General features: G+C 71.6%; 24 protein-coding genes. 19 read left to right on the top strand and 5 right to left on the bottom strand.

The genetic code is table 11. The features are described from left to right. Nucleotides 1-101 precede the first annotated feature (101 nt). Nucleotides 102-875 (top strand): ferredoxin--NADP reductase, encoded by a 774-nt coding sequence (locus LOC65_RS10500; protein ID WP_009858602.1) that lies wholly within the window; start codon nucleotides 102-104, stop codon nucleotides 873-875. A 111-nt stretch (nucleotides 876-986) separates the two neighbouring features. Here the strand turns inward: LOC65_RS10500 and petA are convergent, their stop codons facing one another. Beyond that, on the bottom strand, nucleotides 987-1,601 hold the full coding sequence (gene petA, locus LOC65_RS10495) for a ubiquinol-cytochrome c reductase iron-sulfur subunit (RefSeq protein WP_009858603.1): 615 nt from the start codon (nucleotides 1,599-1,601) through the stop codon (nucleotides 987-989). A gap of 195 nt (nucleotides 1,602-1,796) precedes the next feature. Here petA and LOC65_RS10490 point away from each other — a divergent pair, with 195 nt between their 5' ends. Further along, nucleotides 1,797-3,149 carry a sigma-54-dependent Fis family transcriptional regulator gene (locus LOC65_RS10490; RefSeq protein WP_230247454.1) on the top strand — a complete coding sequence of 451 codons (1,353 nt, stop codon included), beginning with the start codon at nucleotides 1,797-1,799 and terminating at the stop codon, nucleotides 3,147-3,149. Further along, nucleotides 3,146-4,201 carry an RNA methyltransferase gene (locus tag LOC65_RS10485; RefSeq protein ID WP_230247453.1) on the top strand — a complete coding sequence of 352 codons (1,056 nt, stop codon included), beginning with the start codon at nucleotides 3,146-3,148 and terminating at the stop codon, nucleotides 4,199-4,201. Before LOC65_RS10490 ends, LOC65_RS10485 begins: the two co-directional genes overlap by 4 nt. Here LOC65_RS10485 and LOC65_RS10480 read toward each other — a convergent pair. The 3 genes from LOC65_RS10480 to LOC65_RS10470 are packed head-to-tail and all read right to left on the bottom strand — an operon-like array spanning nucleotide 4,198 to nucleotide 6,326. Beyond that, nucleotides 4,198-4,626, bottom strand: a complete 429-nt coding sequence (locus LOC65_RS10480) for a PaaI family thioesterase (protein ID WP_230247452.1) — start codon at nucleotides 4,624-4,626, stop codon at nucleotides 4,198-4,200. The two genes, LOC65_RS10485 and LOC65_RS10480, sit on opposite strands and share 4 nt — an antisense overlap. 48 nt (nucleotides 4,627-4,674) lie before the next feature. After that, nucleotides 4,675-5,862: an NnrS family protein gene (locus LOC65_RS10475; RefSeq protein ID WP_230247451.1), complete on the bottom strand. Its 1,188-nt coding sequence runs from the start codon at nucleotides 5,860-5,862 to the stop codon at nucleotides 4,675-4,677. Continuing rightward, entirely contained in the window at nucleotides 5,859-6,326 is a 468-nt protein-coding gene (locus tag LOC65_RS10470; RefSeq protein ID WP_164963756.1) for an Rrf2 family transcriptional regulator, read from the bottom strand. The genes LOC65_RS10475 and LOC65_RS10470 overlap by 4 nt, the downstream gene beginning before the upstream one ends. A gap of 194 nt (nucleotides 6,327-6,520) precedes the next feature. Here LOC65_RS10470 and LOC65_RS10465 point away from each other — a divergent pair, with 194 nt between their 5' ends. The 5 genes from LOC65_RS10465 to LOC65_RS10445 are packed head-to-tail and all read left to right on the top strand — an operon-like array spanning nucleotide 6,521 to nucleotide 9,595. After that, a complete protein-coding gene (locus LOC65_RS10465) occupies nucleotides 6,521-6,955 on the top strand; it encodes a Fur family transcriptional regulator (protein ID WP_009858609.1) in 435 nt (144 codons plus the stop codon). 51 nt (nucleotides 6,956-7,006) lie between these two features. Next, nucleotides 7,007-7,522: a GFA family protein gene (locus LOC65_RS10460; protein WP_230247450.1), complete on the top strand. Its 516-nt coding sequence runs from the start codon at nucleotides 7,007-7,009 to the stop codon at nucleotides 7,520-7,522. Further along, nucleotides 7,522-8,448, top strand: a complete 927-nt coding sequence (locus LOC65_RS10455; RefSeq protein WP_230247449.1) for an alpha/beta hydrolase — start codon at nucleotides 7,522-7,524, stop codon at nucleotides 8,446-8,448. Before LOC65_RS10460 ends, LOC65_RS10455 begins: the two co-directional genes overlap by 1 nt. After that, nucleotides 8,445-9,146 carry a class I SAM-dependent methyltransferase gene (locus tag LOC65_RS10450; RefSeq protein WP_230247448.1) on the top strand — a complete coding sequence of 234 codons (702 nt, stop codon included), beginning with the start codon at nucleotides 8,445-8,447 and terminating at the stop codon, nucleotides 9,144-9,146. Before LOC65_RS10455 ends, LOC65_RS10450 begins: the two co-directional genes overlap by 4 nt. After that, the gene (locus LOC65_RS10445) at nucleotides 9,143-9,595 is read left to right on the top strand and encodes an isoprenylcysteine carboxylmethyltransferase family protein (RefSeq protein ID WP_009858613.1); all 453 of its coding nucleotides are present in this window, start codon (nucleotides 9,143-9,145) and stop codon (nucleotides 9,593-9,595) included. The genes LOC65_RS10450 and LOC65_RS10445 overlap by 4 nt, the downstream gene beginning before the upstream one ends. A gap of 40 nt (nucleotides 9,596-9,635) precedes the next feature. Here LOC65_RS10445 and LOC65_RS10440 read toward each other — a convergent pair whose 3' ends face one another. Continuing rightward, entirely contained in the window at nucleotides 9,636-10,070 is a 435-nt protein-coding gene (locus tag LOC65_RS10440; protein WP_051141728.1) for a response regulator, read from the bottom strand. 208 nt (nucleotides 10,071-10,278) lie between these two features. Between LOC65_RS10440 and frdA the strand changes: the two genes are divergently transcribed. The 11 genes from frdA to ppdK all read left to right on the top strand — a co-directional run bounded on the left by frdA (nucleotide 10,279) and on the right by ppdK (nucleotide 26,542). Further along, nucleotides 10,279-12,048, top strand: a complete 1,770-nt coding sequence (gene frdA / locus LOC65_RS10435; protein WP_230247447.1) for a fumarate reductase (quinol) flavoprotein subunit — start codon at nucleotides 10,279-10,281, stop codon at nucleotides 12,046-12,048. Between the two features lie 5 nt (nucleotides 12,049-12,053). Continuing rightward, nucleotides 12,054-12,833 (top strand): succinate dehydrogenase/fumarate reductase iron-sulfur subunit, encoded by a 780-nt coding sequence (locus LOC65_RS10430; protein ID WP_009858616.1) that lies wholly within the window; start codon nucleotides 12,054-12,056, stop codon nucleotides 12,831-12,833. Then, complete coding sequence (locus LOC65_RS10425) at nucleotides 12,830-13,225, top strand: hypothetical protein (protein ID WP_009858617.1); 396 nt, start codon at nucleotides 12,830-12,832, stop codon at nucleotides 13,223-13,225. Before LOC65_RS10430 ends, LOC65_RS10425 begins: the two co-directional genes overlap by 4 nt. Then, on the top strand, nucleotides 13,222-13,578 hold the full coding sequence (frdD, locus tag LOC65_RS10420; protein ID WP_009858618.1) for a fumarate reductase subunit FrdD: 357 nt from the start codon (nucleotides 13,222-13,224) through the stop codon (nucleotides 13,576-13,578). The genes LOC65_RS10425 and frdD overlap by 4 nt, the downstream gene beginning before the upstream one ends. A 73-nt stretch (nucleotides 13,579-13,651) precedes the next feature. After that, nucleotides 13,652-17,140, top strand: coding sequence for a pyruvate carboxylase (locus tag LOC65_RS10415; protein WP_230247446.1), 3,489 nt, complete (start codon nucleotides 13,652-13,654; stop codon nucleotides 17,138-17,140). A gap of 117 nt (nucleotides 17,141-17,257) precedes the next feature. Continuing rightward, on the top strand, nucleotides 17,258-18,148 hold the full coding sequence (locus LOC65_RS19460) for a helix-turn-helix domain-containing protein (RefSeq protein ID WP_310736921.1): 891 nt from the start codon (nucleotides 17,258-17,260) through the stop codon (nucleotides 18,146-18,148). Between the two features lie 428 nt (nucleotides 18,149-18,576). Further along, nucleotides 18,577-19,545: a DmsE family decaheme c-type cytochrome gene (locus LOC65_RS10400; protein WP_230247445.1), complete on the top strand. Its 969-nt coding sequence runs from the start codon at nucleotides 18,577-18,579 to the stop codon at nucleotides 19,543-19,545. A 26-nt stretch (nucleotides 19,546-19,571) separates the two neighbouring features. Further along, nucleotides 19,572-22,361 (top strand): MtrB/PioB family outer membrane beta-barrel protein, encoded by a 2,790-nt coding sequence (locus tag LOC65_RS10395; RefSeq protein WP_230247444.1) that lies wholly within the window; start codon nucleotides 19,572-19,574, stop codon nucleotides 22,359-22,361. Then, nucleotides 22,361-22,969 carry a c-type cytochrome gene (locus LOC65_RS10390; protein WP_009856704.1) on the top strand — a complete coding sequence of 203 codons (609 nt, stop codon included), beginning with the start codon at nucleotides 22,361-22,363 and terminating at the stop codon, nucleotides 22,967-22,969. The genes LOC65_RS10395 and LOC65_RS10390 overlap by 1 nt, the downstream gene beginning before the upstream one ends. Nucleotides 22,970-22,995: 26 nt before the next feature. Further along, nucleotides 22,996-23,709 carry a c-type cytochrome gene (locus LOC65_RS10385; protein ID WP_009856703.1) on the top strand — a complete coding sequence of 238 codons (714 nt, stop codon included), beginning with the start codon at nucleotides 22,996-22,998 and terminating at the stop codon, nucleotides 23,707-23,709. Between the two features lie 109 nt (nucleotides 23,710-23,818). Next, complete coding sequence (gene ppdK / locus LOC65_RS10380) at nucleotides 23,819-26,542, top strand: pyruvate, phosphate dikinase (RefSeq protein WP_230247443.1); 2,724 nt, start codon at nucleotides 23,819-23,821, stop codon at nucleotides 26,540-26,542. Nucleotides 26,543-26,582: the final 40 nt, after the last annotated feature.

Raw genomic sequence — 26,582 nt, 5'->3', positions numbered from 1 at the left:
AGGCGTCGGACGGCGGGAATTCGCCACGTCGCCGGCAAGGGGGTGCGCATCAGGGTATTCGCGAATGTGTAGCATTTGATCTCGTTCAACCCTTTCCGGTCATGAGTGCATTCAACGAAGAGCGCGTCCTGAGCGTCCACCACTGGACCGACCGCCTGTTCACGTTCACGACGACGCGCGACCAGTCGCTGCGTTTCTCCAACGGCCACTTCACGATGATCGGGTTGCGCGTCGAGGGCAAGCCGCTGCTGCGCGCCTACAGCATCGTCAGCCCCAACTACGAGGAGCACCTCGAGTTCCTGAGCATCAAGGTGCCCAACGGCCCGCTGACCTCGCGGCTGCAGCACATCCAGGTCGGCGACACGATCATCGTCGGCCGTAAGCCCACCGGCACGCTGCTGATCGACTACCTGCTGCCCGGCAAGCGCCTGTACCTGTTCTCGACCGGCACCGGGCTGGCGCCGTTCATGTCGATCATCCGCGACCCGGAGACCTACGAGAAGTTCGAGAAGGTCATCCTCGTGCACGGCGTGCGCCAGGTCGACGAGCTGGCCTACCACGACCTGCTCACGAAGAACCTGCCCGAGCACGAGTTCCTGGGCGAGATGATCCAGAGCCAGCTGCTGTACTACCCGACGGTGACGCGCGAGAACTACCGCAACCGCGGCCGCATCACCGAGCTGATCCAGTCGGGCAAGATGTTCGACGACCTCGACCTGCCGATGCTCGACCCGATCCACGACCGGGTGATGATCTGCGGCAGCCCGGCGATGCTGCGCGACCTGAAGCACATGCTCGAAGGCATGCGCTTCAAGGAAGGCAACACGACGACGCCGGGCGACTTCGTCATCGAGCGCGCGTTCGCCGACCAGTGACGAAAAAACGCCCGGCGGCGGCCGGGCGTGGCAAGAGGGCCTGCAGGCGTCCGGCATCCGAGGCGGTGTGACCCGCGGCAGGCGCCGGCGGCCGTCAGGCCGCAAACGGCATCAGGCGACGGCGCTGCGGTCCTCGCCGATCAGCAGCCGGTTCTCGGCGACGTAGACGTGCGGCGGGATCTCCAGGTTCGTCGGCGCGGGCTTGTTCTTGAAGACGCGGCCGGCACCGTCGAAGGTCGAGCCGTGGCAGGGGCAGAAGAAGCCGCCCGGCCAGTCCGCCGGCACGCTCGGGTTGCCGCTGCCCTTGTTCACCTTGCTCGGCGAGCAGCCCAGGTGGGTGCAGATGCCGATGGTGACGAAGACCTCGGGGTTGATCGAGCGCGTGGCGTTGCGCGCGTACTCGGGCTGCTGGTTGCGCTCGGACTTCGGGTCGACGAGCTGGTCGTCGTGGCCCTCGAGCGAAGCCAGCATCTCCGGCGTGCGGCGCATGATCCACACCGGCTTGCCGCGCCATTCCACGGTTCTGAGCTCGCCCGGGGCCAGCGTGGAGATGTCCACCTCCACCGGCGCGCCGGCGGCCTTGGCGCGTTCGCTGGGGGCGAACGTCGAGACGAACGGGATCGCGGTGGCGACCGCGGCGGCACCACCGGCCGCGCTGGTCACCATGATCCAGGTGCGGCGTTCGGCGTTGGCGGGCGATCCCGGAGCGGGCAGCGTCATGTCCATCGAGTCAGGTCCTTCTCGCAGAAGTTGCGTGTCAGACGATCTCTATCAAGTGCCGTGCCAACCTGACAGAAGACGAAAACTTCTTTCATGACAATCACTTGCGCTTGATTCCCTGATCTCGGAAGGGAATAATGTCTGCCACTTTTGACAGCCATTGCTGCCACATCGGGCAGAGGCGCGCGTTACACTGCCACGATGCCCCCCAAGCTCCGCGTCGCCGAACGGCTGACGGCGCCGCCCGAACTCGCCAGTTATCTCGAAGGCCTCGAAGAACCGCACATCGTCTTCGACCGGCGCTACCGCATCGTCGCCGCCAACGCCGCCTACCGGCGCCAGTACAGCCCCTCGGCCAGCGTGCTGGGGCGCACCTGCTACGAGGTCTCGCACCGTTTCGCCGTGCCCTGCGACCAGGCCGGCGAGTCCTGCCCGTTCGCCAAGACACGCGAATCGGGCCAGCGCGAACGGGTGCTGCACCTGCACCACACGCCCCAGGGCGAGGCCTACATCGACATCGAGCTGACACCGCTGGCCGACGCCAGCGGCGAGGCGGTGCTGTTCGTCGAGCGCATGGCGCCGCTGCGCACGGCGCAAGGCCAGCCGGCCCAGCAGGGGCTGATCGGGCGCTCGCCGGCCTTCCGCGAGATGCTGGAGCAGGTCGCGCGTGTCGCGCCGTCGGAGGCCAGCGTGCTGCTGCTCGGCGAGTCGGGCACCGGCAAGGAACTGGTCGCGCGTGCCGTGCACGAAGCCAGCGAACGCGCGGCGCAGGCGCTGGTCGTCGTCGACTGCGCCAGCCTGCCCGAGACGCTGTTCGAGGCCGAGGTCTTCGGCCACGAACGCGGCGCCTTCACCGGCGCGACGACGACACGCACCGGCCTGGCCGAGACCGCCAACGGCGGCACGCTGTTCCTCGACGAGGTCGGCGACATCCCGCTGGCGATGCAGGTCAAGCTGCTGCGGCTGCTCGAAAGCGGCACCTTCCGCCGTGTCGGCAGCAGCGAGCTGCGGCGCACCGACGTGCGTGTCGTCGCCGCCACCCACCGAGACCTCGGCGCGATGGTCGCCGACGGGCGTTTCCGCGAAGACCTGTACTACCGCCTGGCGACCTTCCCGATCCGGCTGCCGCCGCTGCGCGAGCGCGAAGGCGACCTGGCGCTGCTGGCCGAGGCGCTGCTGGCCCGTGTCGCGCCCAAACGCCGGCTCGCGCTGTCGCCGGCGGCGCTGGCGCGGCTGGCCGGCCACCGTTTCCCGGGCAACGTGCGCGAGCTGCGCAACGTGCTCGAGCGCGCGGCGCTGTTCTGCGACGGGCCGGTGCTGGAGGCGCTGCACGTCGAACGCGCGCTCGCCGCCGGGCTGCCGCTGTCGCGCCCGGCGCTGGCCGTCGAAGCCCCGGCGCGTTCGCTGCGCGAGATCTCGCGCCAGGCGCTGCGCGAGCGCCTCGCCGCACACGGCGGCCGGCGCGCCGACCTCGCACGCGAGCTCGGCATCAGCGAACGCACGCTGTACCGGCGGCTGCGTGAGCTCGACACGCCCGAAGGGGAGCCCCGATGAGCCCCGCCCAGGCCGCCAGCGCGCCGCGTGGCGTGGCCGAGTTGCGCCAGCGCCTGCGCGCGCTGGGCGCCGGCCCGGGCCACGAGGAGCGGCTGCTGCGCAACTGGGTGCAGTGCCGCGCGCCGACCGCCGGCCGCGGCCAGGCAGAACACTTCTATCCGCGCGCGCTGTTCGAGGCGCTGCCGGCGCTGTTCGACTCGCTGGCCGCGCTGGCCACGCTGCAGTCGGCGCATCCGGGCGAAGACGGCGCCGAGCGCCTGCTCGTCGGCCTCGGCGACGGCCAGACGGTGGAGAGCGTGCTGCTGCCGCGCGACGGACTGTGCGTGTCGACGCAGGTCGGCTGCGCGGTCGGCTGCGTCTTCTGCATGACCGGGCGCGACGGCCTGCTGCGCCAGCTGGGCAGCGCCGAGATCGTCGCCCAGGTCGTGCTGGCGCGGCAGCGGCGCAGCGTCTCCAAGGTCGTGTTCATGGGCATGGGCGAGCCCTCGCACAACCTCGACGCGGTGCTCGAGGCGATCGACCTGCTGGGCACCGCCGGCGGCATCGGCCACAAGAACCTGGTGTTCTCGACCGTCGGCGACCGGCGCGCCTTCGAGCGCCTGCCCTTGGGCCGCGTGAAGCCGGCGCTGGCGCTGTCGCTGCACACCACCAAGGCCGAGCTGCGCGAACGTCTGCTGCCGCGTGCGCCGAAGCTCGCGCCGGAGGAGATTGTCGAGGCCGGCGAACGCTACGCACGCGCCACCGGCTACCCGATCCAGTACCAGTGGACGCTGCTCGACGGCATCAACGACGGCGACGACGAGGTCGACGCGATCGCGCGCCTGCTGGCCGGGCGCTACGCGATGATGAACCTGATCCCGTACAACGAGACCGAGGGCGACGGCTTCCGCCGCCCGCCCTGGGAACGTGCCGCCGAGATGGCGCGTGCGCTGGGACGGCGCGGCGTGCTGACGCGGCTGCGGCGTTCGGCCGGCCAGGACGTCGCCGGCGGCTGCGGCCAGCTGCGCGCCCGCGCCGCGGCGGAGCAGCCGGTCGTCCTCCAGCGTCCCTAGCGCGGATACAGCAGCATCTGCGTGCAGCGGAACAGCGCCAGCGTGCGGCCGCTGTCGCGGTGCGTGACGACGGCGTCCCAGACCTGCGTCGTGCGGCCACCGTGGACCAGCGTCGCGACGACGTCGAGCACGCCGTCGCGTGCGGTGCCGAGGTAGTTGGACTTCAGCTCGACGGTCGTGAAGCCGTTCGCGCCCTCGGGCAGGTGGGCGACGCAGCCGTAGCCGCAGGCGGTGTCGGCCAGCGTGACGACACTGCCGGCGTGCAGGTAGCCGTTGGGCGCCATCAGCCAGGGCTGCACCACGAGTTCGGCGCGCAGCTCGCGCGGCGCGACGGCGGTGACGACGATGCCCAGATGGCCCGGCAGATGGCCGGCGCCGCGGGCGTTGAAGGCGTCGACCGACGCCGAAGGATGCAGAGCGCTCATGCGGCCGATCTTGCCCGCCGACGGCCGGCCCCGGCCGTCACGCGGGTGTCAGCCGGGCTGGCCGTCGGCGCGCACGCGCCACAGCGAAGGCGCGTAACGCCAGGCGAAGATCGCAAACGCCACGGCCCAGCAGGCACCGGAGACGACGATCTCGGCCTGCATCAAGGCCGGCAGCAGCAGCGGCCCCAGCACGCGCACCAGTCCGCCGGCCAGCACCAGGCCGTAGGCGGCGATGTCCCAGCGGTCGGCGCGCAGCGGCCGGCCGGTGTGGCCGCGTGCGGTGCGCGTCATCATGCCCAGCGTCAGCGCGCCGATCGCGCCGGCGGTCAGCGCGTGCGTCGCCAGCGAGGGCTGGGCCCAGCCGAGTTCGGACGCGGCGCGCAGCAGCAGGTGCAGCGGGATCCAGGCGTAGGCAGCGTGCAGGATCCAGACCAGCGGATTGGGCCGCGTGCGCTGCGGCCGCCACAGCGCCAGCCGCAGCGTGTGGGCCACGGCCGCGACGCCCGCAACAGCGGCGACGGCCACGCCCGGCAGCCCCAGCACGTCGGCGGCCAGCAGCGCCAGCACGCTGCCCAGCGCCACATGCTCGACACGCGGGCGGCGTTCGGCGCCGGTGCCCGGCACGCCGTTGTTGGTGAACATCGGCACCACGCGGCCGGCGACGACGGCCATCACGAAGAGCACGACGTCCAGCCCGATCTGGATGCCGGCACGCAGCGGCAGGTCCAGCACACCGAGCAGCGTCAGGTGGAACAGCGCCTGCGCACCGGCCATCGCACACAGCAGCGCGACGAAGAAGTAGTTGCGCTGGTTGCGTCCGGCGTAGAGCGCACGCCCCAGGCCGACGGCGGCCAGCAGCGGGAACGCGACGTTGACGACCGCGGCGGCCAGCCCCCAGGGCGTCAGCACCAGCAGCCGGCCGGCGAGCCAGAGCGCGGCCAGCGCCGCCAGCGCGCCGCCGGTCGGCGTCGGCTGGCCCGACCAGTTGCGCCCGGCGGTGAACAGGAAACCGACGACCACCGCCAGCGTGAAGCCGAACAGCATCTCGTGCGCATGCCACAGCGGCCCGGCCAGATAGGCCGTGCCGAGCAGGCCGGCGTACTGCAGCGCCCAGGCGGCGATCGACAGCGCGGAGAACCCGGCGGCCAGCAGGTAGAACGGGCGGAAACCCAGGCGCCAGAGGCCGAAGCCGCGCACCGGCTCGCGCGGCGTGAAATGCAGCGGGATCGTCGTCATGCACGCAGCTCCGTCGTCGCGGGCACCGGCATCTCGCCGATGCGCAGGATGGCGTCGAGCTGGTCGCGGTTGGCGACCAGGTCTTCCAGCGTGTAGCGGTCGAGCACCGCGTAGAAGGCGTCGACCGCCTCGCCGAGCACGCCGCGCAGCCGGCAGCACGGCGCGATCGCGCAGCCGCCGCCGCTGCCGAAACACTCGGCCGGCATCGCCTCGCCCTCGGTGCGGCGCACGATGTCGCCGACGACGATGTCCTGCGGCGGGCGTGCCAGCCCCAGGCCTCCGCCCTTGCCGCGCACTGTCGCCAGCACGCCTTCGGTGCCGAGGAAGTGCACGACCTTGGTCAGGTGGTTCTCGGAGGCCGAGAACTTGGCCGCGATCTCGCCGATCGTCGCGCGCCGGCCCGGGCGCGTCGCCAGGTAGATCAGCACGCGCAGGCTGTAGTCGGTGAAGCTGGTCAGTTTCATTGCCGGCTTAAAGCTGCATTTAGAATGCAGCAATCATAGTCGCCGCCGGCACGTGGAACAAGCGGCGTGGCGTGACGGCTTCCCGCAGGCCGCTTGACCCAGCGCAGGCCGAGCAGCGGCGAACGGGCATGAAATGGCTCCGATGCCTGGAATGCGTCCAGCTCTCGGACGCAACCACCCGAAGAAAGCACACGATGGACCTGACCCGTACCACCTCGATCCAGCAGAAGCTGCGCGACGCCGACATCCTGCCGACGCTGCAGCGTGTGGCCGTCGGCACGGTGCTGTTCTCGGCGCCGGTGCACATGACGGCCGAGCAGGTGCTGCGTGCCGCGCGCGAGCACCTGCCGGGGCTGTCGCGCGCGACGGTCTACGCGGTGCTGCAGCTGTTCGTGCGCCAGCGCCTGCTGAAGGCGCTGCCGATCGAAGGCTCGGCCACGGTCTACGACTCGACCGTCACGCCGCACCACCACGTCTACAACGTCGACACCGGCGAGGTCGCCGATCTCACCGGCCCGGCGATCCAGGTGCTGGGCCTGCCGGAGCTCGGCGACGGCCTGGAACTGAGCGAGGTCGACGTCATCGTGCGCGTGCGCACGCGCCGCCCGGCGCCGGCGCTCAACGCCTGAACGGCTAGCATCGGCCCGCCGGGCATCCACCTGCGGGACGCCGGCGCGCCGATGACCGACCCGACGATGCTCGAAGGCGGCTGCGACTGCGGCCGCGTGCGTTACCGCCTGCACGGCGCGCCGCTCGTCGTGCACGCCTGCCACTGCCGCTGGTGCCAGCGCGAGACCGGCACGGCCTTCGCGTTGAACGCGATGATCGAACGCGACCGGCTGGAGGCCACCGCGGAGGCGCCGGAGATCGTGCTCACGCCCTCGGCCAGCGGCCAGGGCCAGCGCATCGCACGCTGCCCGCACTGCCGCATCGCCGTCTGGAGCCACTATGCCGGCAGCGGGCCGCTGGTGGCCTTCGTGCGTGTCGGCACGCTCGACGACCCTGACCGCCTGCCGCCGGACATTCACATCTTCACGTCGACGAAACAGCCCTGGCTGGCGCTGCCCGACGGCACGCGCGCCGTGGCCGAGTACTACGACGCCGCCGAGGTCTGGCGCCCGGAGAGCCTGGAGCGCCGCCGCGCCTTGAAGCCGCGCATCGACGCCTGGCGCGCCGCCGGCCGGCCCTGGGACTGATGCTGGCCACCACGGCAGGCGTCGCCGCCGGCGCCGTGGCGCTGCGCACGCTGGCGCACCAGGCCATCCTGCGCGGGCTGCGTGCGCCGCGCATGGCGCACGACGGCACGCACACGCGCCTCGCGATGGACGCCTCGCGTGTGCACGAGGTGCGCATCCCCGGCCCGCGCGGGCGAAAGCTCTTCGGCTGGCTGGTGCTGCCCGCAAGCAGCGAGCACACACCGGCGCCCGCGGTGCTGGCGATGCACGGCTGGGGCGCCAACGCGACGACGATGTGGCCGGTGGCGCCGCCGCTGGTGGCCGCCGGCTTCGCCGTGCTGTTGCTGGACGCACGCTGCCATGGCGACAGCGACGACGAGGCTTTCACGTCGATGCCGCGTTTTGCCGAGGACATCGCCGCCGGCCTGGCCTGGCTGGGAACGCGGCCCGAGGTGCAGGCCGACCGGCTGGCGCTGGTCGGCCACTCGGTCGGCGCCGCGGCCTCGCTGCTGCACGCGGCGCGGGCGGGTGGCGTGCGTGGTGTCGTCAGCCTGTCGGCCTTCGCCCACCCGGACGAGGTGATGCGGCGTTTCCTGGCCGAAAAACGCGTGCCCTACCGGCCGCTGGGCTGGTACGTGATCCGCCACGTGCAGCGCGTGATCGGCGCACGTTTCGACGACATCGCGCCGCTGGCCACCGTGCGCCGCGCCCGCTGCCCGGTGCTGCTGGTGCACGGCCGCCACGACACGACCGCGCCGTTCGACGACGCGCTGCGCCTGCAGGCCGCCGCGGCTCCCGGCACCGGGCTGCTGGCGGTCGACGGCGACCACGACCTGCGCGAGGCGCTGGCGCCGCATGTCGCCGACATCGTCGACTTCCTGCGCCAGGCCTGCGCGGCCGCGCCGGATACCATTGCCGGTATCGAAACCACCCCCGACAGCCGATGAACGCGCCCACGCTCTGCCAGGACGAATACGAGGTGCTGTCGGCGCTGGTGCCGCTGGCCGGGCGGCGCATCGTCGAGCTCGGCTGCGGCGACGCACGCCTGGTGCGCGGCGTGCTGCAGCGCCATCCGGACTGCCGCGTCACCGCGCTCGAGGTCGACGCGGTGCAGCACGCCAGGAACCTGGCCGCGCCGCCGACGCCCGGGCTGAGCTTCGTCGCAGGCGGCGCCGAGGCCGTGCCCACGCCGGACGCCAGCTTCGACCTGGCGCTGATGCTGAAGTCGCTGCACCACGTGCCGATCCCGGCGATGGGCCGGGCGCTGGCCGAAGCCGCACGGGTGCTGGTGCCGGGCGGCCTGCTCTACGTGTCCGAGCCGGTCTACGACGGCGGCCTGAACGACATCGTGCGCCTGTACAACGACGAAGGCACGGTGCGCGCCGCCGCGCAGGCGGCGCTGGACGAGGCGCTGGCGCACGGCCCCTGGACCGAGATCGTGCAGCACCGCTTTGCCCAGCCGGTGCGTTACGCCGACTTCGCCGAGTTCGAGCGTCGCATGCTGCGGCCGAGCTTCGCCACCTACACGCTGGACGACGCGACCGTCGAGCGCGTGCGCGCCGCCTTCATGCCGCACTGCGGCCCCGACGGCGCGGCCTTCGAGCGGCCGCTGCGGGTGCGGCTGCTGCGCCGCGAGGCAACATGAGCGACCGGCGCGCCGGTGCCGTGCTGGTGCTGCTGCAGTTCGTGCTGCTGACGGCGCTGGCCTGCGGTGCGGCACCGGCCTGGGCCGACCCGGCGGCGCCCTGGCTGGCGCTGGTGCTGGCCGCGGCATCGCTGGCCGTCGGGCTCGCGGCGGTGACGGCCAACCGCCCCGGCAACTTCAACGTGCACCCCGAACCGCGCGCCGGCGGCCGGCTCGTCGAGCACGGCATCTACGCCTGGATCCGGCACCCGATGTACGCCGCGCTGCTGCTGCTCGCGCTGGCGGCAGTCGCCGTGGCGCCGGGCGCGACGACCGTCGCGGCCGCTGTCGCGCTGGCCGTGGTGCTGTGGATCAAGTCCTCGCTCGAGGAGCGCTGGATGAGCGCGGTGCATCCCGGCTACGACGCCTACCGCGCCCGGACCCGGCGCTTCGTGCCGCGGCTGCTCTGACGCGACCGGGACGAAACAGGAACCTGAGCCTCGCGGCCCTTCAGCGGCCGGGGGCCTGCTGACGCTTGGCGAGCAGCGCGCGGCGCACGCAGTCCTCGATGGTGCGCACCTCGACCGGCTTCACCAGGTACTCGAAGGCGCCCAGGCTCATCGCCTTCAGCACGTCCATCGTCAGCGTGTCGGCGGTCAGGATGGTGATGCGCAGCCGGCGCTCGGCGATCTCCTCGCTGAGCCGGCGCACGACTTCGAGCCCGGAGATGTCGGGCAGGTGCATGTCCAGCAGCACGAAGTCGGGCCGGCACTCCTGCACCATGCGCACGCCGTCCAGGCCGTTGGCCGCACGCAGCAGCCGGATGCCAGGGTGGCGCGCGAGGATGCCCTCGACGACGGCGAAGTTCATCTCCACGTCCTCGATGTAGAGAACGGTTCCCTGGAGCTCTTCCAGCGGGGGGGCGGCAGGTGGGATCGACGGCATGCAAAAAACGCGGCGGGAAACCGCCCCGACGCGCAGCGGGCAAGCATAGTGCTTGTGGCCAGCCCTGCAACGCCTGGGGAGGGTGACACGGTCGGCAATGCACCGACCGTGTGCGGAAACCGGGGGTGCGCGAAAGCCAATCCCGGTATAAGGGCGACCGGCGCGCGGGCCGCGTTCTGCGGCGCGGGCGGAGGATATCGGAGTTTCGATGGAAATCATCCAAAGTGACATCGTGATCGTCGGGGGCGGAGGCGCAGGCCTGCGCGCGGCGATCGCGGTCCAGGAAGCGGACCCCAGGCTGAAGGTCGCGCTCGTGTCCAAGGTGGTGCCGATGCGCAGCCACACCGTGGCCGCCGAAGGCGGCTCGGCCGGCGTGATCCGCGACGACGACTCGCTGGACCACCATTTCGACGACACCGTCTCGGGCGGCGACTGGCTCTGCGACCAGGACGTCGTGCGCTTCTTCGTCGAGCGCTGCCCCGAGGAGATGATCCGCCTGGAGCACTGGGGCTGCCCCTGGAGCCGCAAGGACGACGGCAGCATCAACGTGCGCTTCTTCGGCGGCATGAAGGTGCAGCGCACGTGGTTCGCCGCCGACAAGACCGGCTTCCACATGCTGCACACGCTGTTCCAGACTTCGCTGAAGTACCCGGGCATCCAGCGTTTCGACGAGTTCTTCGTCGCCGAGCTGCTGGTCGAGGACGGCCGCGTGCAGGGCGTGCTGGCGATCGAGATCGCCACCGGCAAGTTCTTCCTGCTGCGCGCCAAGGCCGTCATCCTGGCCACCGGCGGCGCCGGCCGCGTCTACAGCCAGAACACCAACGCCGGCATCGTCACCGGCGACGGCATGGGTCTGGCCTACCGCCACGGCGTCGCGCTGCGCGACATGGAGTTCGTGCAGTACCACCCGACCGCCCTGCCCGGCAGCGGCATCCTGATCACCGAAGGCTGCCGCGGCGAAGGCGCGATCCTGACGAACAAGGACGGCCACCGCTACCTGCAGGACTACGGCCTCGGGCCGCTGGACCCGTGGCCGCGCCCGAAGGCGATGGAACTGGGCCCGCGCGACCGCCTGTCGCAGGCCTTCTGGCACGAGGAACGCAAGGGCAACACGCTGACGACGCGCCACGGCAGCGCCGTCAACCTCGACCTGCGCCACCTGGGTGCGAAGAAGATCCACGAGCGCCTGCCGCTGATCACCGAGGTCGCCAAGACCTTCGCCGGCATCGACCCGGTGCACGACCCGATCCCGGTGCGCCCGGCGGTGCACTACACGATGGGCGGCATCGCCACCAACGGCCGCACCGAGACCTCGCTGCCCGGCCTCTACGCCGCCGGCGAATGCTCCAGCGTCGGCATCCACGGCGCCAACCGGCTGGGCTCGAACTCGCTGTCGGAGATCGTCGTCTTCGGCCGCGTCGCCGGCGAAGCGGCGGCGCAGTACGTGCGCTCGGTGGGCGCGACGTCTGCGGCGTCGCTGGAGCGCCAGGCCCAGGCCGCCGTGGCGCGCCTGGAGGCGCTGCACCAGCACGAGCGCGGCGAACGTGTCGCCGTGCTGCGCGAGGCGCTGGGCGAGTGCATGGAGAAGAACGTCGGCATCTACCGCGAGGAGTCCGGCCTGGCCGAAGCCTGCTCGACGCTGGCCGAGCTGCGCGCGCGCTGGCGCGCCGGCGTCAAGCTCGACGACCGCAGCCGCGCCTTCAACACCGAGTGGCTGTCGGCCATCGAGCTCGGCTCGATGCTCGAGGTCGCCGAGGCGATGGCGCACTCGGCGCGCGAGCGCAAGGAGTCGCGCGGCGCCCACCAGCGCCTGGACGGCTTCACCGAACGCGACGACGAACGTTTCCTCGTGCACACGCTGGCCGAACGCCGCGGCGACGACGCCCCGGCGATCTCGCACCGCCCCGTCGTCATCACCACCTCGGCGCCGCGCGCACGCAGCTACGGCGGCGCCGGCACCAAGGCCATCCTGACCTGAGCCCCATGACGGACACGAACCCGACGCCCGCGACCGGGCGCACGATCGAGATCGAGTGCCTGCGCTTCGATCCCGAAACGGACAGCGCGCCGCGCTTCCAGAGCTGGCAGGTGCCGTTCGACGACGACACCTCGGTGCTGCAGGGCCTGCAGTACATCAAGGACCACTTCGACGGCAGCCTGACCTTCCGCTGGTCCTGCCGCATGGCGATCTGCGGCAGCTGCGGCAAGATGATCAACGGCGTGCCGCAGCTGTCCTGCCATGCCTTCCTGCGCGACTACTGGCCGAACAAGGTGCGTGTCGAGCCGCTGGCCAACTTCGCCATCGTGCGCGACCTGGTCGTCGACCAGAACGAGTTCCTCGACAAGCTGGAGTCGGTCAAGCCCTGGATCCAGCCCTGCGAGAACCGCAGCGTCGCCGACGGCCCGAGCCGGCAGACGCCGGCGCAGCTGGACCAGTACTACCAGTTCTCGCAGTGCATCAACTGCCTGCTGTGTTACGCCGCCTGCCCGCAGGTGGGACTGAAGCCCGAGTTCATCGGCCCGGCGGCGCTGGCGCTGATGCACCGCTACAACGCCGACTCGCGCGACCGCGGCTGGGAGGCGCGTGCCGACGTCGCCAACGCCGAGGAAGGCGTCTGGGGCTGCACGCTGGTGGGCTACTGCTCCGAGGTCTGCCCCAAGGGCGTGGACCCGGCACACGCGATCAACCAGAACAAGGTGAACAGCACGATGGACTACTTCGGCGTGCGCAAGCTGCTCGCGCCCAAGGGAGGCGCCCGATGAGCCGCTACAAGCCGACGCTGAAGACCTACCAGCGCCCGATGGCCGGCTGGTGGACGAAGAACCCGTTCTACGTGCTCTACATGATCCGCGAAGGCAGCGCGGTGCTGCTCGCGGCCTACGCGCTGGTGCTGCTCGTCGGCCTGGCGCGCCTGGCCCAGGGCGAGGCCGAGTACGAGGCCTGGCGCGCGGCGCTGGCCTCGCCGCTGGCGATCGTCTTCCACCTCGTCGCCGCGGCGCTGGTCACGTATCACAGCATCACCTGGTTCGGCGTCATGCCGAAGACCGCGCCCAAGCTGCCCTTCCCGGGCCGGCTGGTCACCGTCGGCGGCTGGATCACGGCGCTGGTGGTCTCCATCGGCCTGATCGCCGTCGTCGCGGGGGTGACACGATGAAACGCTCGCACGAACCGATCTTCTGGTCGCTCTTCGGCGCCGGCGGGGTGCTGTCGGCGCTGGTCGGCCCGGCGCTGATCCTGATCACCGGCGTGCTGGCGCCGCTGGCCATCGTGCTGTCGCCCGACGCACTCAGCTACGCCCACGTGCACGCCTTCGTGCTGCACCCGCTGGGCAAGCTGGCGGTGCTGGCGGTGATCGCGCTGTTCCTGTTCCACGGCTGCCACCGCATGCTGCACAGCCTGCACGACCTCGGCGTGCACGCCGGGCACGGCGCGGCGGTGTTCTTCTACGGCTTCGCCACCGTGGGCAGCCTGGTCTGCGCGGCGCTGCTGTTCGCGATCGGCTTCTGACCTGCCTTCAGGCGCGCCGGCGGACGGGCGGCGGCGCGCCAGGACTTCGTCGACCGCCCGCGCGGGAGCCTCGATGGAGTTTCGTCCGATCCGGTCCATCCTGATCGCCAACCGGTCCGAGATCGCGATCCGCGTGATGCGCGCGGCCAGCGAGATGCGCATGCGCACGGTGGCGATCTATTCGCAGCAGGACCGCCAGGCGCTGCACCGCTTCAAGGCCGACGAGAGCTACCTCGTCGGCGAAGGCAAGAAGCCGCTGGAGGCCTACCTCGACGGCGACGACATCCTGCGCATCGCGCGCCGTGCCGGTGTCGACGCCATCCACCCCGGCTACGGCTTCCTGTCGGAGAACCCCGAGTTCGCCGAACGTGTCATCGCCGCCGGGCTGCAGTGGATCGGGCCTTCGCCCGAGGTGATGCGCGTGCTGGGCAACAAGGTCGCCGCGCGCCATGCCGCGGTGGCCGCCGGCGTGCCGGTGATGCCGGCGACGCCGCCGCTGCCGCGCGAGCTCGACGAATGCCGCCGCCTGGCCGAGGAGATCGGCTTCCCGGTGATGCTGAAGGCCAGCTGGGGCGGCGGCGGCCGCGGCATGCGCGTCGTCGAGAGCGCGGCCGAACTGCCGGCGGCGCTGGAGTCGGCACGGCGCGAGGCGCTGGCCGCCTTCGGCAACGACGAGGTCTATTTCGAGAAGCTGATCCGCCGCGCGCGCCACGTCGAGGTGCAGATCCTCGGCGACCGGCACGGCAACCTCGTGCACCTGCACGAGCGCGACTGCACCGTGCAGCGCCGCAACCAGAAGGTCGTCGAACGCGCCCCGGCGCCCTACCTCGACGCCGCGGCACGCGCCGAGCTCTGCGACAGCGCGCTGCGGCTGATGCGCTCGGTGGGCTACACGCACGCCGGCACGGTCGAGTTCCTGATGGACGCCGACACCGGCCGCTGCTGGTTCATCGAGGTCAACCCGCGCATCCAGGTCGAGCACACGGTGACCGAGATGATCACCGGCGTCGACATCGTGAAGGCCCAGATCCGCGTCACCGAAGGTGCCTGGATCGGCGTCGGCGACGACGACCCGGCGCGCCCGTCGGCCGGCGTGCCGCCGCAGGCGCAGATCCCGCTCAACGGCCACGCGCTGCAGTGCCGCGTGACGACCGAAGACCCCGAGAACGGCTTCCTGCCCGACTACGGCGCCATCGCCGCCTACCGCAGCGCCGCCGGTTTCGGCATCCGTCTGGACGCCGGCACGGCCTACGGCGGCGCCGTCATCACGCCTTATTACGACTCGCTGCTGGTGAAGGTGACGGCCTGGGCGCCGACCGCTGACGAGACGATCCAGCGCATGGACCGCGCGCTGCGCGAGTTCCGCGTGCGCGGGCTGGCGACCAACCTGCAGTTCCTCGAGAACGTCATCAACCACCCGAAGTTCGCCTCGGGCGACGTGACGACGCGATTCATCGAGCAGACGCCGGAACTGCTGGCCTTCGCCGCGCGCCGCGACCGCGCGACCAAGCTGCTGCGTTTCCTCGGCGAGGTCACGGTCGACGGCAACCCCGAGGTGCGCGGCCGCGCGCTGCCCGAACTGCCGCTGCCCAAGCCGGTGCTGCCACGTGTCGACGACGAGACGCCGCCGCCGGCGGGCACGCGCCAGTTGCTGCAGCAACTGGGCGCCAAGGGCTTCGCCGACTGGATGCTGGCGCAGAAACGTGTGCTGATGACCGACACGACGATGCGCGACGCGCACCAGTCGCTGCTGGCCACGCGCATGCGCACCGCCGACATGCTGCCGATCGCGCCGTACTACGCGCGCGAACTGCACCAGCTCTTCTCGCTCGAATGCTGGGGCGGCGCGACCTTCGACGTCGCGATGCGCTTCCTGAAGGAAGACCCCTGGGAGCGCCTGGCGGCGCTGCGCACGCGTGTGCCCAACGTGTTGTTCCAGATGCTGCTGCGCGGCTCCAACGCGGTGGGCTACACGAACTACGCCGACAACGTCGTGCAGCAGTTCGTGCGCACCGCGGCCAAGGAAGGCTTCGACCTGTTCCGCGTCTTCGACTCGCTGAACTGGGTGGAGAACATGCGGGTCGCGATCGACGCCGTGCTCGACACCGGCGCGCTCTGCGAAGGTGCGATCTGCGTCACCGGCGACCCCTTCGACCCGGCGCGCAGCAAGTACGACCTGGGCTACTACGTGAAGACCGCGCGTGCGCTGCAGCAGGCCGGCGTTCAGGTGCTGGGCATCAAGGACATGGCCGGCATCTGCCGGCCGCGTGCCGCCGCCGCACTCGTCAAGGCGATCAAGGAGGAGACCGGGCTGCCGGTGCACTTCCACACCCACGACACCAGCGGCGCCGCCGCGGCCTCGGTGCTGGCGGCCATCGACGCCGGCTGCGACGCCGTCGACGGCGCGCTCGACGCGATGAGCGGGCTGACCTCGCAGCCCAACCTGTCGTCGATCGCCGCGGCGCTGGCCGGCACCGAACGCGACCCCGGCCTGCCGCCCGACGCGCTGCACGCGGCGTCGATGTACTGGGAGGGCGTGCGCCGCTTCTACGCGCCTTTCGAGTCGGAGATCCGCTCCGGCACCGCCGACGTCTACCGCCACGAGATGCCCGGCGGCCAGTACACCAACCTGCGCGAGCAGGCGCGTGCGCTGGGCCTGGCGCACCGCTGGACCGAGGTCTCGCGCGCCTATGCCGACGTCAACCGGCTGTTCGGCGACATCGTCAAGGTGACGCCGACCTCCAAGGTCGTCGGCGACATGGCGCTGATGATGGTCGCGCAGGACCTGACCCCGGCCGACGTCGCCGACCCGGCGCGCGACATCGCCTTCCCCGAGTCGGTGGTGTCGCTGTTCCGCGGCGAGCTCGGGTTCCCGCCCGACGGTTTCCCCGAGGCGCTGTCGCGCAAGGTGCTGAAGCTGGCGCCCGAGGCCGCGCCGCCGGCGCCATACCGCCCGGGTGACCGCATCCCGCCGGTGGACCTGGACGCGGCGCGCGAGAAGGCCGAGCGCGACTGCGGCACCAAGCTCGACGATCGCGGCCTGGCCTCCTGGCTGATGTACCCGAAGGTGGCGCGCGAGTACCACGAGCACCTGCGGCGCTACGGCGACGTCTCGATGCTGCCGACGCCGGTGTTCTTCTACGGCCCGCAGCCGCAGCAGGAGATCGCCGTCGAGATCGACCCCGGCAAGTCGCTGCTGGTGATGCTGCAGAGCGTCGCCCCCGACGGCGACACGGCGCACAAGGTGCAGTTCGAGCTCAACGGCCAGGCGCGCACGGTGCGCGTGCCGCGCGCCGGCGTGCAGGCCGCCGCGGCGCGGCCGATGGCCGAGCCGGGCAACCCCTGGCAGGTGGCGGCACCGATGCCCGGCGCCATCGTCAGCGTCGCCGTCGCGCCGGGCCAGCACGTGGCGCCCGGCGACACGCTGCTGGCGCTGGAGGCGATGAAGATGGAGACCCACGTCGCCGCCGACCGCGAGGCCGTCGTCGAGGCGGTGCACGTCAAGCCCGGCGAGCGGGTGCAGGCCAAGGAACTGCTGATCCTGCTGAAGCCGGCGGGCTGACCCAGCCGCGGCGGCGGCGCCATCCGGATTGGGCCCGATAGGGCCCATCCGTATGTATTCGTTAATCAGCCGTTAATAAATTCGACGCCAAAACCACTCCAACAAGAGGGCCGTCGAATGATCGCAGAGCAACCAACACCGCCTTGTGCTTGCTCCGCGACTCCGGTCTCGATCACCGCGGGGGCGCCGCTGACGGCGGCTGACGGCGGCCCGCCGCCCCGTCGGGACCGCTGCGCCGAACTCGAGCTCGAGCACGGCACGCTGCGGCTGCTGGAGGTCGAGCAGTCGCCGCGGCGCATCCCGCGCGACGCGGCAGCCGGCGGCGGCAGCGTCTCTCTGCTGGTGCAGATCGAGGGCAGCGCCCAGGTCGCCGGCCACCGGCGGCCGCAGCGCATCGGGCCCGGCGAAATCTGCCTGCTGGCACCGGGCCGCGACATCTGGATCGACCGCCAGCGTGCCGTGCGCCAGTTGCTGGTCGACCTGCCCACGACGCCGGCGTCCAGCGCCCCCGCGCTGCAGCGGCTGGACGGCCGCCAGCCCGAGGTGCGCGCCGCCGCCGCGCTGGCGCGCTACGTGTCCGGCCACCACGACCATCTCGCGCCGGCCGAGCGCCATGCGCTGGGCGACGCGCTGCTGCGCATGATCGAGCGCATCGCCGAGGGCGACGCCGGCGCCGCCGCGGGCGCCCCCGGCGAGAACGCCGCGATGCGCCAGCGCCGGCGCGCCGAGGCCTTCATCCTCGAGCGCCTGCACGACCGCCGCCTCGACGTCGCGCACATCGCGGCCCACCTGGGTGTCTCGACCCGCTATCTGCACCGGCTGTTCGACGACGGCCGGCAGGTCATGCAATGGGTGCAGGAGCAGCGGCTGCAGGCCTGCTGGCAGGAACTGCGCTCGCGCCGCGGCCGTCCGGTCGCCGAGGTCGCCTGGGCCTGGGGCTTCACCAGCCCGGCGCACTTCAGCCGCACCTTCAAGCGCCGCTTCGGCGTGCCGCCCAGCGCGGTCTAGGAGTCGGCGCGGCCAAAGCCGCGCCCACTCCCAGCCTGCGGTTTCACGCACGGCTCCCCCGAGCCCCTCCACGAGGGTGCTCCCGCTCGTCAGACGCCCCCTCCAGCCTCCCGCCGAGAGGGACGCTCCGGTCAGTCCGACGAGCGGTTCTGCGCCTCTCGGGCCTCGCCGAGCACCGACATGCACCGCCAGTTCAGCGCCATCGCCAGTGCGGGATCGGTTCTGCCGCGTTGATCCATGGCCCAAGCGCCGCCGGGGCTGGGAAAGTCCGGCCCCCATCGCTTCAGTTGCAGTCAAGACGCGGTTCAGCCGCGGACAAGCCAGCCGCCTGGGGATCCCTATCTTCTCCCGCAGGCAGCACGAGGAACGGGGGAGACATGGACGCCAAGGGTTCGAGCCGAGGGGGATGGCGCTCACGCGCAGCGTGGATGTTCGCCGGCCTGCTGTTCTGCCTCGCGCCGGGCACACCCGCCCTGGCGCAGTCGCAGACCGCGCCGCTGGCCGCCGCCGTGGCCAGCGCGCCCGCGGTGTTCAGGCCCGAGGCCACGCCGATCGGCGAGAAGGCCTGCCTGGGCTGCCACAGCCAGGAGAACCTGCACTACAGCGACACGCTGCACGCCAAGGCCTTCCGCAGCAACCCGCGCAACGAACGCGAGCGCCTGGTCTGCGAGGCCTGCCACGGCCCGGGCTCGCTGCACGCCAAGGACACCCAGAACAAGGACCTGATCATCGGCTTCACCAAGGGCTGGGACACGCCGGTGGCCAGGCAGAACGAGTCCTGCCTGGGCTGCCACAAGGGCGGCAACCGGCTGCACTGGCCGGGCTCGGTGCACGCCGGCAACCAGCTGGGCTGCGCCGACTGCCACAACCCGATGCAGAAGGTCTCGACCAACAGCCTGCTGGCGCGCAACACGATCAACGAGGTCTGCTCGCGCTGCCACCAGCAGCAGCGTGCCGAGTTCAACAAGCGCTCGCACATGCCGCTGCCCGAGGGCAAGGTGAGCTGCGTCGACTGCCACAACCCGCACGGCAGCACGACCCGCCCGCTGCTCAAGGCCGACAGCACCAACAACGTCTGCTTCAGCTGCCACGCCGAGAAGCGCGGGCCGATGCTCTGGGAGCACGCGCCGGTGCGCGAGAGCTGCACCAACTGCCACAGCCCGCACGGCAGCAACCACGACAAGCTGCTCGTCGCGTCACGGCCGCAGCTGTGCCAGCAGTGCCACAGCCCGTCGGTCGGTCACCCGAACAACTTCTTCCGCGCCAACCAGACCGCCGGTGCCGGCCAGCTGCCCGGCGGCGCCACCAGCCAGCGCATGGTCGGCCGCAGCTGCCAGAACTGCCATGTGCAGATCCACGGCAGCAACCACCCCGCCGGCGCGCGCTTCCAGCGCTGAGCCCTTCATCACCAGGAGTCCGTCCCATGCGTCACACGACCTTGCGCGACCGCCGCGGCCAACGCCGCCTTCTGGGCCTGCTGATCGGCAGCGCGTTCGCGCAGATGGCCGCGGCACCCGCGCGCGCCGATTCCGGCGTCGGCACCGACACCAGCACCGGCAACCTGCTGATGCCCGGCGCCGGGCTGCGTGTCCCGGCACTCGACCCCGACGGCATGGGCGACGGCGGCGTCAAGCGCAACCCGACCGGCCTGCTCAACGCCCAGCCGGCGCTGGTGGCCGAGCCCGCCGAGGGCGAAGGCTGGCGCTGGCGCGGCCAGGTCGAGGGCGGCGGGCTGAAGGTCGACGGCAACGCCGGCGCCGCCAAGTTCCGCGAGTACAAGGACTTCGGCTCCGGGCTGGTGCTCGGCGGCCTGCGCCTGGAAGGCGAGAGCGCCGACGGACGCCACTACCTCGACCTGAGCGCCGCCTCGCTCGGCCGCGACGACGGCTTCGCCGCGCTGACCGCCGGCCGCTACAACGGCTGGCGGCTCAAGCTGTTCTACAACGAGACGCCGCACGTCTTCACCTCCGGCTACCGCCGCCTCTGGGACGGCATCGGCAGCGACCGCCTGACGCTGTCGCGCCTGCCTGCCGGCCCCACGGCCCCGGCAACCGCGGCCAGCACCGACATCGCGATCGGCGAGGACGCGCTGGCCGCACCGCTGCGCACGCTGTCGCTGCTGCGCCAGAAGGGCGGCATGCGGCTGGACCTGCCGCTGGACGAGTCGCTGAAGCTGTTCGCCAGCTTCAGCAGCGAAAAACGCGAGGGCGCGCGCCCCTTCGGCATGGTGATGGGCGGCGGCGGCGGCACCGGCGGCCTGGAGACCGCCGAGCCGATCGACTACGACACCCACGAGGTCCACGCCGGGCTGCAGTGGAACAACGAACGCACCAGCGCCAACGTGCTGCTGTCGGCCTCGCTGTTCCGCAACAACCTCGACACGCTGACCGTCGAGAACCCGCTGTTCGTCGCGCCGGTCAACGGCATCGCCAGCTTCCCGCGCGCGGTCTTCGACCTGCCGCCCGACAACGACTTCTACAACCTCAAGGGCGAGGTCGCGCACGCGATTCCCGAGTTCGCCAACACGCGCCTGACGGGCGTGGTGTCGCTGTCGTCGTCGCGCCAGGACGATGCGCTGATCCCGATGACCCAGTACGCCGGCGCGACGGTCAACGGCGTGGCCGGCGGCGCCTGGGACACGCTGGCCTCGCTGCAGCGCGACAGCGCCGAGCGCCGCATCGACTCGCGGCTGTACGACTTCGGCGTCTCGATGCAGCCGCTGGCCGAGCTCGAACTGAAGGGCAAGCTGCGCCGCTACGAGACGATCGACAAGTCGCCGCAGTACTGGGCGTGCAATCCGCTGACCGGCCAGTGGGGGCGCCTGATCAACGACGGCAGCGGCGCGGTGTTCGCGATCCCCAACGCCACCGCCGGCCAGAACCCGGCCGGCACGCCGGCCACCGCCTACAACACGCTGCTGTGCGACCTGGAGGCGATCAAGGCGCTGGAGCTGGTGCCCAGCGCCGGCAACGTCAACATCGGCGCGCCGCAGTACGGCCTGAAGCAGGACAACGCCAGCCTGTCCGGCGACTGGCGGCTGGGCCGCTCGCGCAACCTGAACCTGATGCTCGAGCGCGAGACCGTGCAGCGCGAGAACCGCGAGCGCAAGCGCACCTGGGAGGACCGGCTGAAGGCCGGCTGGGTCGACCGCGCGATGGCCGGCGGCACGCTGCGCGCGTCGGCGGAGTTCGCCCGCCGCCGCGGCAGCACCTACAACGCCGACCCGTACGAGGCCTTCTACAGCTCCTCGCTGGGCCCGCTGCCCAGCGTCAACGGCATCAACGTCGCGAGCTGGATCCACACCAGCGACCTGATGCGCAAGTTCGACCTCGCCGACCGCGACACCGCGACGCTGAACCTGCGCTTCAACCGCGCGCTGAGCGACACGATGGACGTCTCGGTGGCGGCGCTGGCGCGCACGCAGCGCTACCCGGGCTCGTCCTACGGCCGCGGCGGCACGCAGCAGCTGCACTCGCTCAACGGCGACTGGAACTGGCAGCCGACGCCGGTGACCTGGGTCTCGGCGACGGTCGGCCTGCAGCGCAGCCAGATGTCGCAGGCCGGCCTGCAGACCAACGCCTGCGTGCTCGGCAGCACCTACTACTTCTACAGCGACGGCTCGATCAGCACGACCGCGACGCCGACGCCGGCACAGCTGGCCGCCGGCATCACCGTCGTCGGCAACAGCGGTGTCGTCACCGGCGCGAACTTCGAGGAGCTGTGCGGCAGCGCCTCGGACTTCAGCCCGCTGTACCCGAACAGTCGCCGCTGGACCGTGGAGCAGGACGACCACACGCGCTCGGCCGGCCTCGGCCTGCGCCAGGAGTTCGGACGCTGGCGCTTCGAGGCCCACTACGGCTATGTCAGCGGCCGCACCAGCACCGCCTACACCTACAACGCCGCGGCACTGGGCCTGGTGACCAGCGGCGCGCCGACCGAGGCCCAGCTCGCCGCGCTGGCGCTCATCGGCTCGGGGCTGCCCGACCTGCGCTACCGCCAGCACGCGGTGGACCTGAACCTCGTCGTGACGCACACGCCCAAGGTCTACAGCCGCTGGCTGCTGCGCCACGAGATCACCCGCATAGCCGACTGGCACTACGACGGCGTCGCCGAGAACCCGACACCGTCGAACAACCAGCAGACCTACCTCGACACCGGCCCGCAGAGCTACCGCGCGACGATGTTCGGCGTCATGCTGGGGGTAATGTTCTGATGGCGTCGGTGCGCAGTTCCTGGCGGCGCCTGCTGGCCGTCGCGGCGGCCGTCGTCGTGCCGGGCACCGGCCTGGCCGACGGCGCGCCCCCCAGCGTCGAGACCTTGTGCGCCGCCTGCCACGGGCCGGGCGGCAACAGCGTCGTGCCGTTCTTCCCGCGCCTGGCGGGGCAGCAGGCGATCTACCTCGAGAAGCAGCTGCGCGACTTCCTCGCCGGCAAGCGCAAGAACGACGTCATGGCGCCGGTGCTCGAGCACATCCCGGAGGCCGACATCCCGCGCATCGCGGCGTACTACGCGGCGCAGGCGGCGACGCCGAACAAGCCCGACAACGAGGCGCTGGTCACGGCCGGCCAGGCGATCTTCAACGACGGCAACACCGGCACCGGCGTGCCGGCCTGCATCGGCTGCCACCAGCCCGGCGGCATGGGCAACGAACGTTTCCCGCGCCTGGCCGGCCAGCACCCGGCCTACGCCGCGGCGCAGCTGAAGGCCTTCAAGACCGGCAGCCGCAGCAACGACAAGGCCAAGGTGATGCGCACGGTGGCCGAACGGCTCAGCGACGACGAGATCGCCGCCGTCGTCGAGTACCTGGCGACGCAGCCATGAACGCGGCCGACACCCGAGGAGAGCGCATGAGGATCCGTCTTGCCGGCCGCCTCGCGCCGCTGGCCTTCGCCTGGGCGAGCCTGGGCAGCCTGCCGCCCGCCATCGCCGCGCCGGCCGGCGCCGGTTCGCCCTCCGACCTGGCGAGCGCCGCCACGGCCTGGGACGCCGAACGTGCCGAGCGCCTGAAGGCCCTGGGCCTGCGCGGCGACCCGGCGCGCGGCGTCGTCGCCTACGAGGTCTGCCAGGGCTGCCACCTGCCGAGCGCGCTCGGCCGCACCGACGGCAGCTACCCGCGGCTGGCCGGCCAGCACGCCACGGTGCTGGTCAAGCAGATGCTCGACATCCGGGCCGGGCGCCGCTTCAGCCCGAAGATGCGCCCGTTCATCGACGAGGCGATGGTCAGCACGCAGGACATCGTCGACATCGCCTCGTACCTGTCGGCCCTGCCCTCGCCGCCGAACAACGGCCGCGGCGCCGGCACCGAGCTGGCCCAGGGCCGCCGGATCTACGAGCGGGAGTGCGCCAGCTGCCACGGTGTCGGCGGCGGCGGCGAGGCGGGCCGGTTCTACCCGCGGCTCAACGGCCAGCACTACGAGTACCTGCTGCGCGAGCTGGTCTACATCCGCGACGGCGTGCGCGGCAACGCCGACCCGCGCATGGTCGAGGCCATCCGGACCTTCTCGTTCAGCGATCTGGCCGCCGTCGCCGACTACGTCTCGCGCCTGCCGAGCGCCCCCTGAGCAAACGTCGCCGCGGCCGCCCTGCGCTCGCGGGGCTGGACGCGCGGGCGGCGTTGCGCAGAATGGCCGGCGAGGCTGGCTGCCGCCGGCCGTGCGAGAGGTGTCGGCCATGCCCGCGACGAAATACGTCTACCTGTTCGGCTCCCGGTGCACCGAAGGCGCCGCCGGAATGAAGAACCTGCTCGGCGGCAAGGGTGCCAACCTCGCCGAGATGTGCCGCCTGGGCATCCCGGTGCCGCCGGGGCTGACGATCAGCACCGAAGCCTGCACCGCCTACACCACGCTCGGCCGCGACCGGGTGCTGGAGATGATCCGCGCCGAGGTGCTGGCCGGCATCGCCGCGATCGAGGCCGAGATGGGCAAACGTTTCGGCGACGCCGCCGACCCGCTGCTGCTGTCGGTGCGCTCCGGCGCCCGGGCGTCGATGCCCGGCATGATGGACACCATCCTCAACCTCGGCCTCAACGACGAGGCCGTCGAGGGCCTGGCGCGCAAGGCCGGCAACGAACGTTTCGCCTGGGACTCCTACCGCCGCTTCGTGCAGATGTACGGCGACGTCGTCATGGGCCTGAAGCCCGTGTCGAAGGAGGAACACGACCCGTTCGAGGTCGTCATCGACATGGTCAAGGAGGCCCGCGGCGTGCAGCTCGACACCGAGCTCGACGCCGCCGACCTGAAGGAGCTGGTGGCGCGCTTCAAGGCGCTGATCCGCGCGCGCATCGGCCGCGAGTTCCCGACCGATCCCTGGGAACAGCTGTGGGGCGCGATCGTCGCCGTCTTCGACAGCTGGAACAACGACCGCGCACGCGTGTACCGCGAGTTGAACGACATCCCCGAATCCTGGGGCACGGCGGTCAACGTGCAGGCCATGGTCTTCGGCAACCTCGGCGACCACAGCGCCACCGGCGTCGCCTTCACGCGCGACGCCGGCACTGGCGAGGACCTGTTCAACGGCGAGTTCCTCGTCAACGCGCAGGGCGAGGACGTCGTCGCCGGCATCCGCACGCCGCAGCAGGTGTCGCTGATCGGCTCGCGGCGCTGGGCCGAGCTGGCCCTCGTCTCCGAGGCCGAACGCGCCGAGAAGTACCCGTCGCTCGAGGAGCTGATGCCCGAGCTGTACCGCCAGCTGATCGAGGCCGAGACGCGCCTGGAGAACCACTTCCGCGACATGCAGGACCTGGAGTTCACGATCCAGGAAGGCCGGCTGTGGATGCTGCAGACGCGCAACGGCAAACGCACCGGCGCGGCGATGGTGCGCATCGCGATGGAGATGCTCGAGCAGGGCATGATCGACGAGAAGACGGCGCTCGAGCGGGTCGTGCCCGACCGCCTGAACGACCTGCTGCACCCGATCTTCGACCCGCGTGCGCTGGCCGCGGCGGCCCCGCTGGCGCGCGGCCTGCCGGCCTCGCCGGGCGCGGCCACCGGCCAGATCGTCTTCTTCGCCGACGAAGCCGAGGCCTGGGCCCAGCGCGGCCGCGAGGTGATCCTCGTGCGCCAGGAGACCTCGCCCGAGGACCTGCGCGGCATGAGCGTCGCCAAGGGCATCCTGACGGCGCGCGGCGGCATGACCTCGCACGCCGCGGTCGTCGCACGCGGCATGGGCAAGTGCTGCGTCAGCGGCTGCGGCGCGGTGCACGTCGACCTGAAGGCGCGCACGATGACCATCGACGGCACCGTCTACGCGGAAGGCGAGTGGATCTCGCTGAACGGCTCCACCGGCGAGGTCTACGCCGGGCGCATCGCCACGCGCGACGCCGAGCTGTCGGGCGACTTCGGCAAGCTGATGGCGCTGACCGACAAGTACCGCCGGCTCGAGATCCGCACCAACGCCGACACCCCCGAGGAAGCCGCCATCGCGCGCAGGTTCGGCGCCACCGGCATCGGCCTGTGCCGCACCGAGCACATGTTCTTCGAGGGCGACCGCATCCTCGCGGTGCGCGAGATGATCCTCGCCGACGACGAGGCCGGCCGCCGCAAGGCGCTGGCCAAGCTGCTGCCGATGCAGCGCAGCGACTTCGAGGGCCTGTTCCGCGAGATGGACGGGCTGCCGGTGACGATCCGCCTGCTCGACCCGCCGCTGCACGAGTTCGTGCCGCACGACGACGCCGGCCAGCTGGCGATGGCGCGCGACATGGGCGTGTCGCTGGGCCGCATCAAGCTGCGTGTCGAGGAGCTGCACGAGTTCAACCCGATGCTGGGCCACCGCGGCTGCCGGCTCGGCATCAGCTTCCCCGAGATCACCGAGATGCAGGCGCGCGCGATCTTCGAGGCGGCGCTCAACGCCAAGGCGCGCGGCACGGCGGTGGTGCCCGAGATCATGGTGCCGCTGGTCGGCACGGTGCGCGAACTCGACCAGCAGGCCGCGGTGATCCGCCGCGTCGCCGAGCAGGTGTTCGCCGAACGCGGCGAGACGCTGCACTGGATGCTGGGCACGATGATCGAGACGCCGCGTGCCGCGCTGATGGCCGACAGCATCGCGCGCAGCGCCGAGTTCTTCTCGTTCGGCACCAACGACCTGACGCAGATGACGATGGGCTTCAGCCGCGACGACGCGGGCAGCTTCCTGCCGCGTTACCTGAAGCTCGGGCTCTACGAGCACGACCCGTTCCGCTCGATCGACCAGAAGGGCGTCGGCCAGCTCGTCGAGATGGCGGTCGCCAAGGGGCGGGCGACGCGGACGGACATCGAGCTCGGCGTCTGCGGCGAACACGGCGGAGACCCGGCCTCGATCGCCTTCTTCCACCGCGCCGGGCTGCGCTACGTGAGCTGCTCGCCGTTCCGCGTGCCGATCGCGCGGCTGGCCGCGGCCCAGGCCGCGATCGCGGCCTGAACCGGGAATGCCGAACAGGCCCCGCCGACAGACTCCCGGC

Origin of the sequence: Rubrivivax sp. JA1055, assembly GCF_020966565.1 — a bacterium.
Taxonomy (GTDB): Bacteria; Pseudomonadota; Gammaproteobacteria; order Burkholderiales; family Burkholderiaceae_C; genus Rubrivivax; species Rubrivivax benzoatilyticus.
Note: the sequence above shows the minus strand (reverse complement) of the source record. Positions and strands in the feature narration are given on the sequence as shown.

Coding starts and splice junctions, on each gene's coding strand:
- LOC65_RS10500 (WP_009858602.1), top strand. CDS start 102: ATGAGTGCATTCAACGAAGAGCGCGTCCTGAGCGTCCACCACTGGACC.
- petA (WP_009858603.1), bottom strand. CDS start 1,601: ATGGACATGACGCTGCCCGCTCCGGGATCGCCCGCCAACGCCGAACGC.
- LOC65_RS10490 (WP_230247454.1), top strand. CDS start 1,797: ATGCCCCCCAAGCTCCGCGTCGCCGAACGGCTGACGGCGCCGCCCGAA.
- LOC65_RS10485 (WP_230247453.1), top strand. CDS start 3,146: ATGAGCCCCGCCCAGGCCGCCAGCGCGCCGCGTGGCGTGGCCGAGTTG.
- LOC65_RS10480 (WP_230247452.1), bottom strand. CDS start 4,626: ATGAGCGCTCTGCATCCTTCGGCGTCGGTCGACGCCTTCAACGCCCGC.
- LOC65_RS10475 (WP_230247451.1), bottom strand. CDS start 5,862: ATGACGACGATCCCGCTGCATTTCACGCCGCGCGAGCCGGTGCGCGGC.
- LOC65_RS10470 (WP_164963756.1), bottom strand. CDS start 6,326: ATGAAACTGACCAGCTTCACCGACTACAGCCTGCGCGTGCTGATCTAC.
- LOC65_RS10465 (WP_009858609.1), top strand. CDS start 6,521: ATGGACCTGACCCGTACCACCTCGATCCAGCAGAAGCTGCGCGACGCC.
- LOC65_RS10460 (WP_230247450.1), top strand. CDS start 7,007: ATGACCGACCCGACGATGCTCGAAGGCGGCTGCGACTGCGGCCGCGTG.
- LOC65_RS10455 (WP_230247449.1), top strand. CDS start 7,522: ATGCTGGCCACCACGGCAGGCGTCGCCGCCGGCGCCGTGGCGCTGCGC.
- LOC65_RS10450 (WP_230247448.1), top strand. CDS start 8,445: ATGAACGCGCCCACGCTCTGCCAGGACGAATACGAGGTGCTGTCGGCG.
- LOC65_RS10445 (WP_009858613.1), top strand. CDS start 9,143: ATGAGCGACCGGCGCGCCGGTGCCGTGCTGGTGCTGCTGCAGTTCGTG.
- LOC65_RS10440 (WP_051141728.1), bottom strand. CDS start 10,070: ATGCCGTCGATCCCACCTGCCGCCCCCCCGCTGGAAGAGCTCCAGGGA.
- frdA (WP_230247447.1), top strand. CDS start 10,279: ATGGAAATCATCCAAAGTGACATCGTGATCGTCGGGGGCGGAGGCGCA.
- LOC65_RS10430 (WP_009858616.1), top strand. CDS start 12,054: ATGACGGACACGAACCCGACGCCCGCGACCGGGCGCACGATCGAGATC.
- LOC65_RS10425 (WP_009858617.1), top strand. CDS start 12,830: ATGAGCCGCTACAAGCCGACGCTGAAGACCTACCAGCGCCCGATGGCC.
- frdD (WP_009858618.1), top strand. CDS start 13,222: ATGAAACGCTCGCACGAACCGATCTTCTGGTCGCTCTTCGGCGCCGGC.
- LOC65_RS10415 (WP_230247446.1), top strand. CDS start 13,652: ATGGAGTTTCGTCCGATCCGGTCCATCCTGATCGCCAACCGGTCCGAG.
- LOC65_RS19460 (WP_310736921.1), top strand. CDS start 17,258: ATGATCGCAGAGCAACCAACACCGCCTTGTGCTTGCTCCGCGACTCCG.
- LOC65_RS10400 (WP_230247445.1), top strand. CDS start 18,577: ATGTTCGCCGGCCTGCTGTTCTGCCTCGCGCCGGGCACACCCGCCCTG.
- LOC65_RS10395 (WP_230247444.1), top strand. CDS start 19,572: ATGCGTCACACGACCTTGCGCGACCGCCGCGGCCAACGCCGCCTTCTG.
- LOC65_RS10390 (WP_009856704.1), top strand. CDS start 22,361: ATGGCGTCGGTGCGCAGTTCCTGGCGGCGCCTGCTGGCCGTCGCGGCG.
- LOC65_RS10385 (WP_009856703.1), top strand. CDS start 22,996: ATGAGGATCCGTCTTGCCGGCCGCCTCGCGCCGCTGGCCTTCGCCTGG.
- ppdK (WP_230247443.1), top strand. CDS start 23,819: ATGCCCGCGACGAAATACGTCTACCTGTTCGGCTCCCGGTGCACCGAA.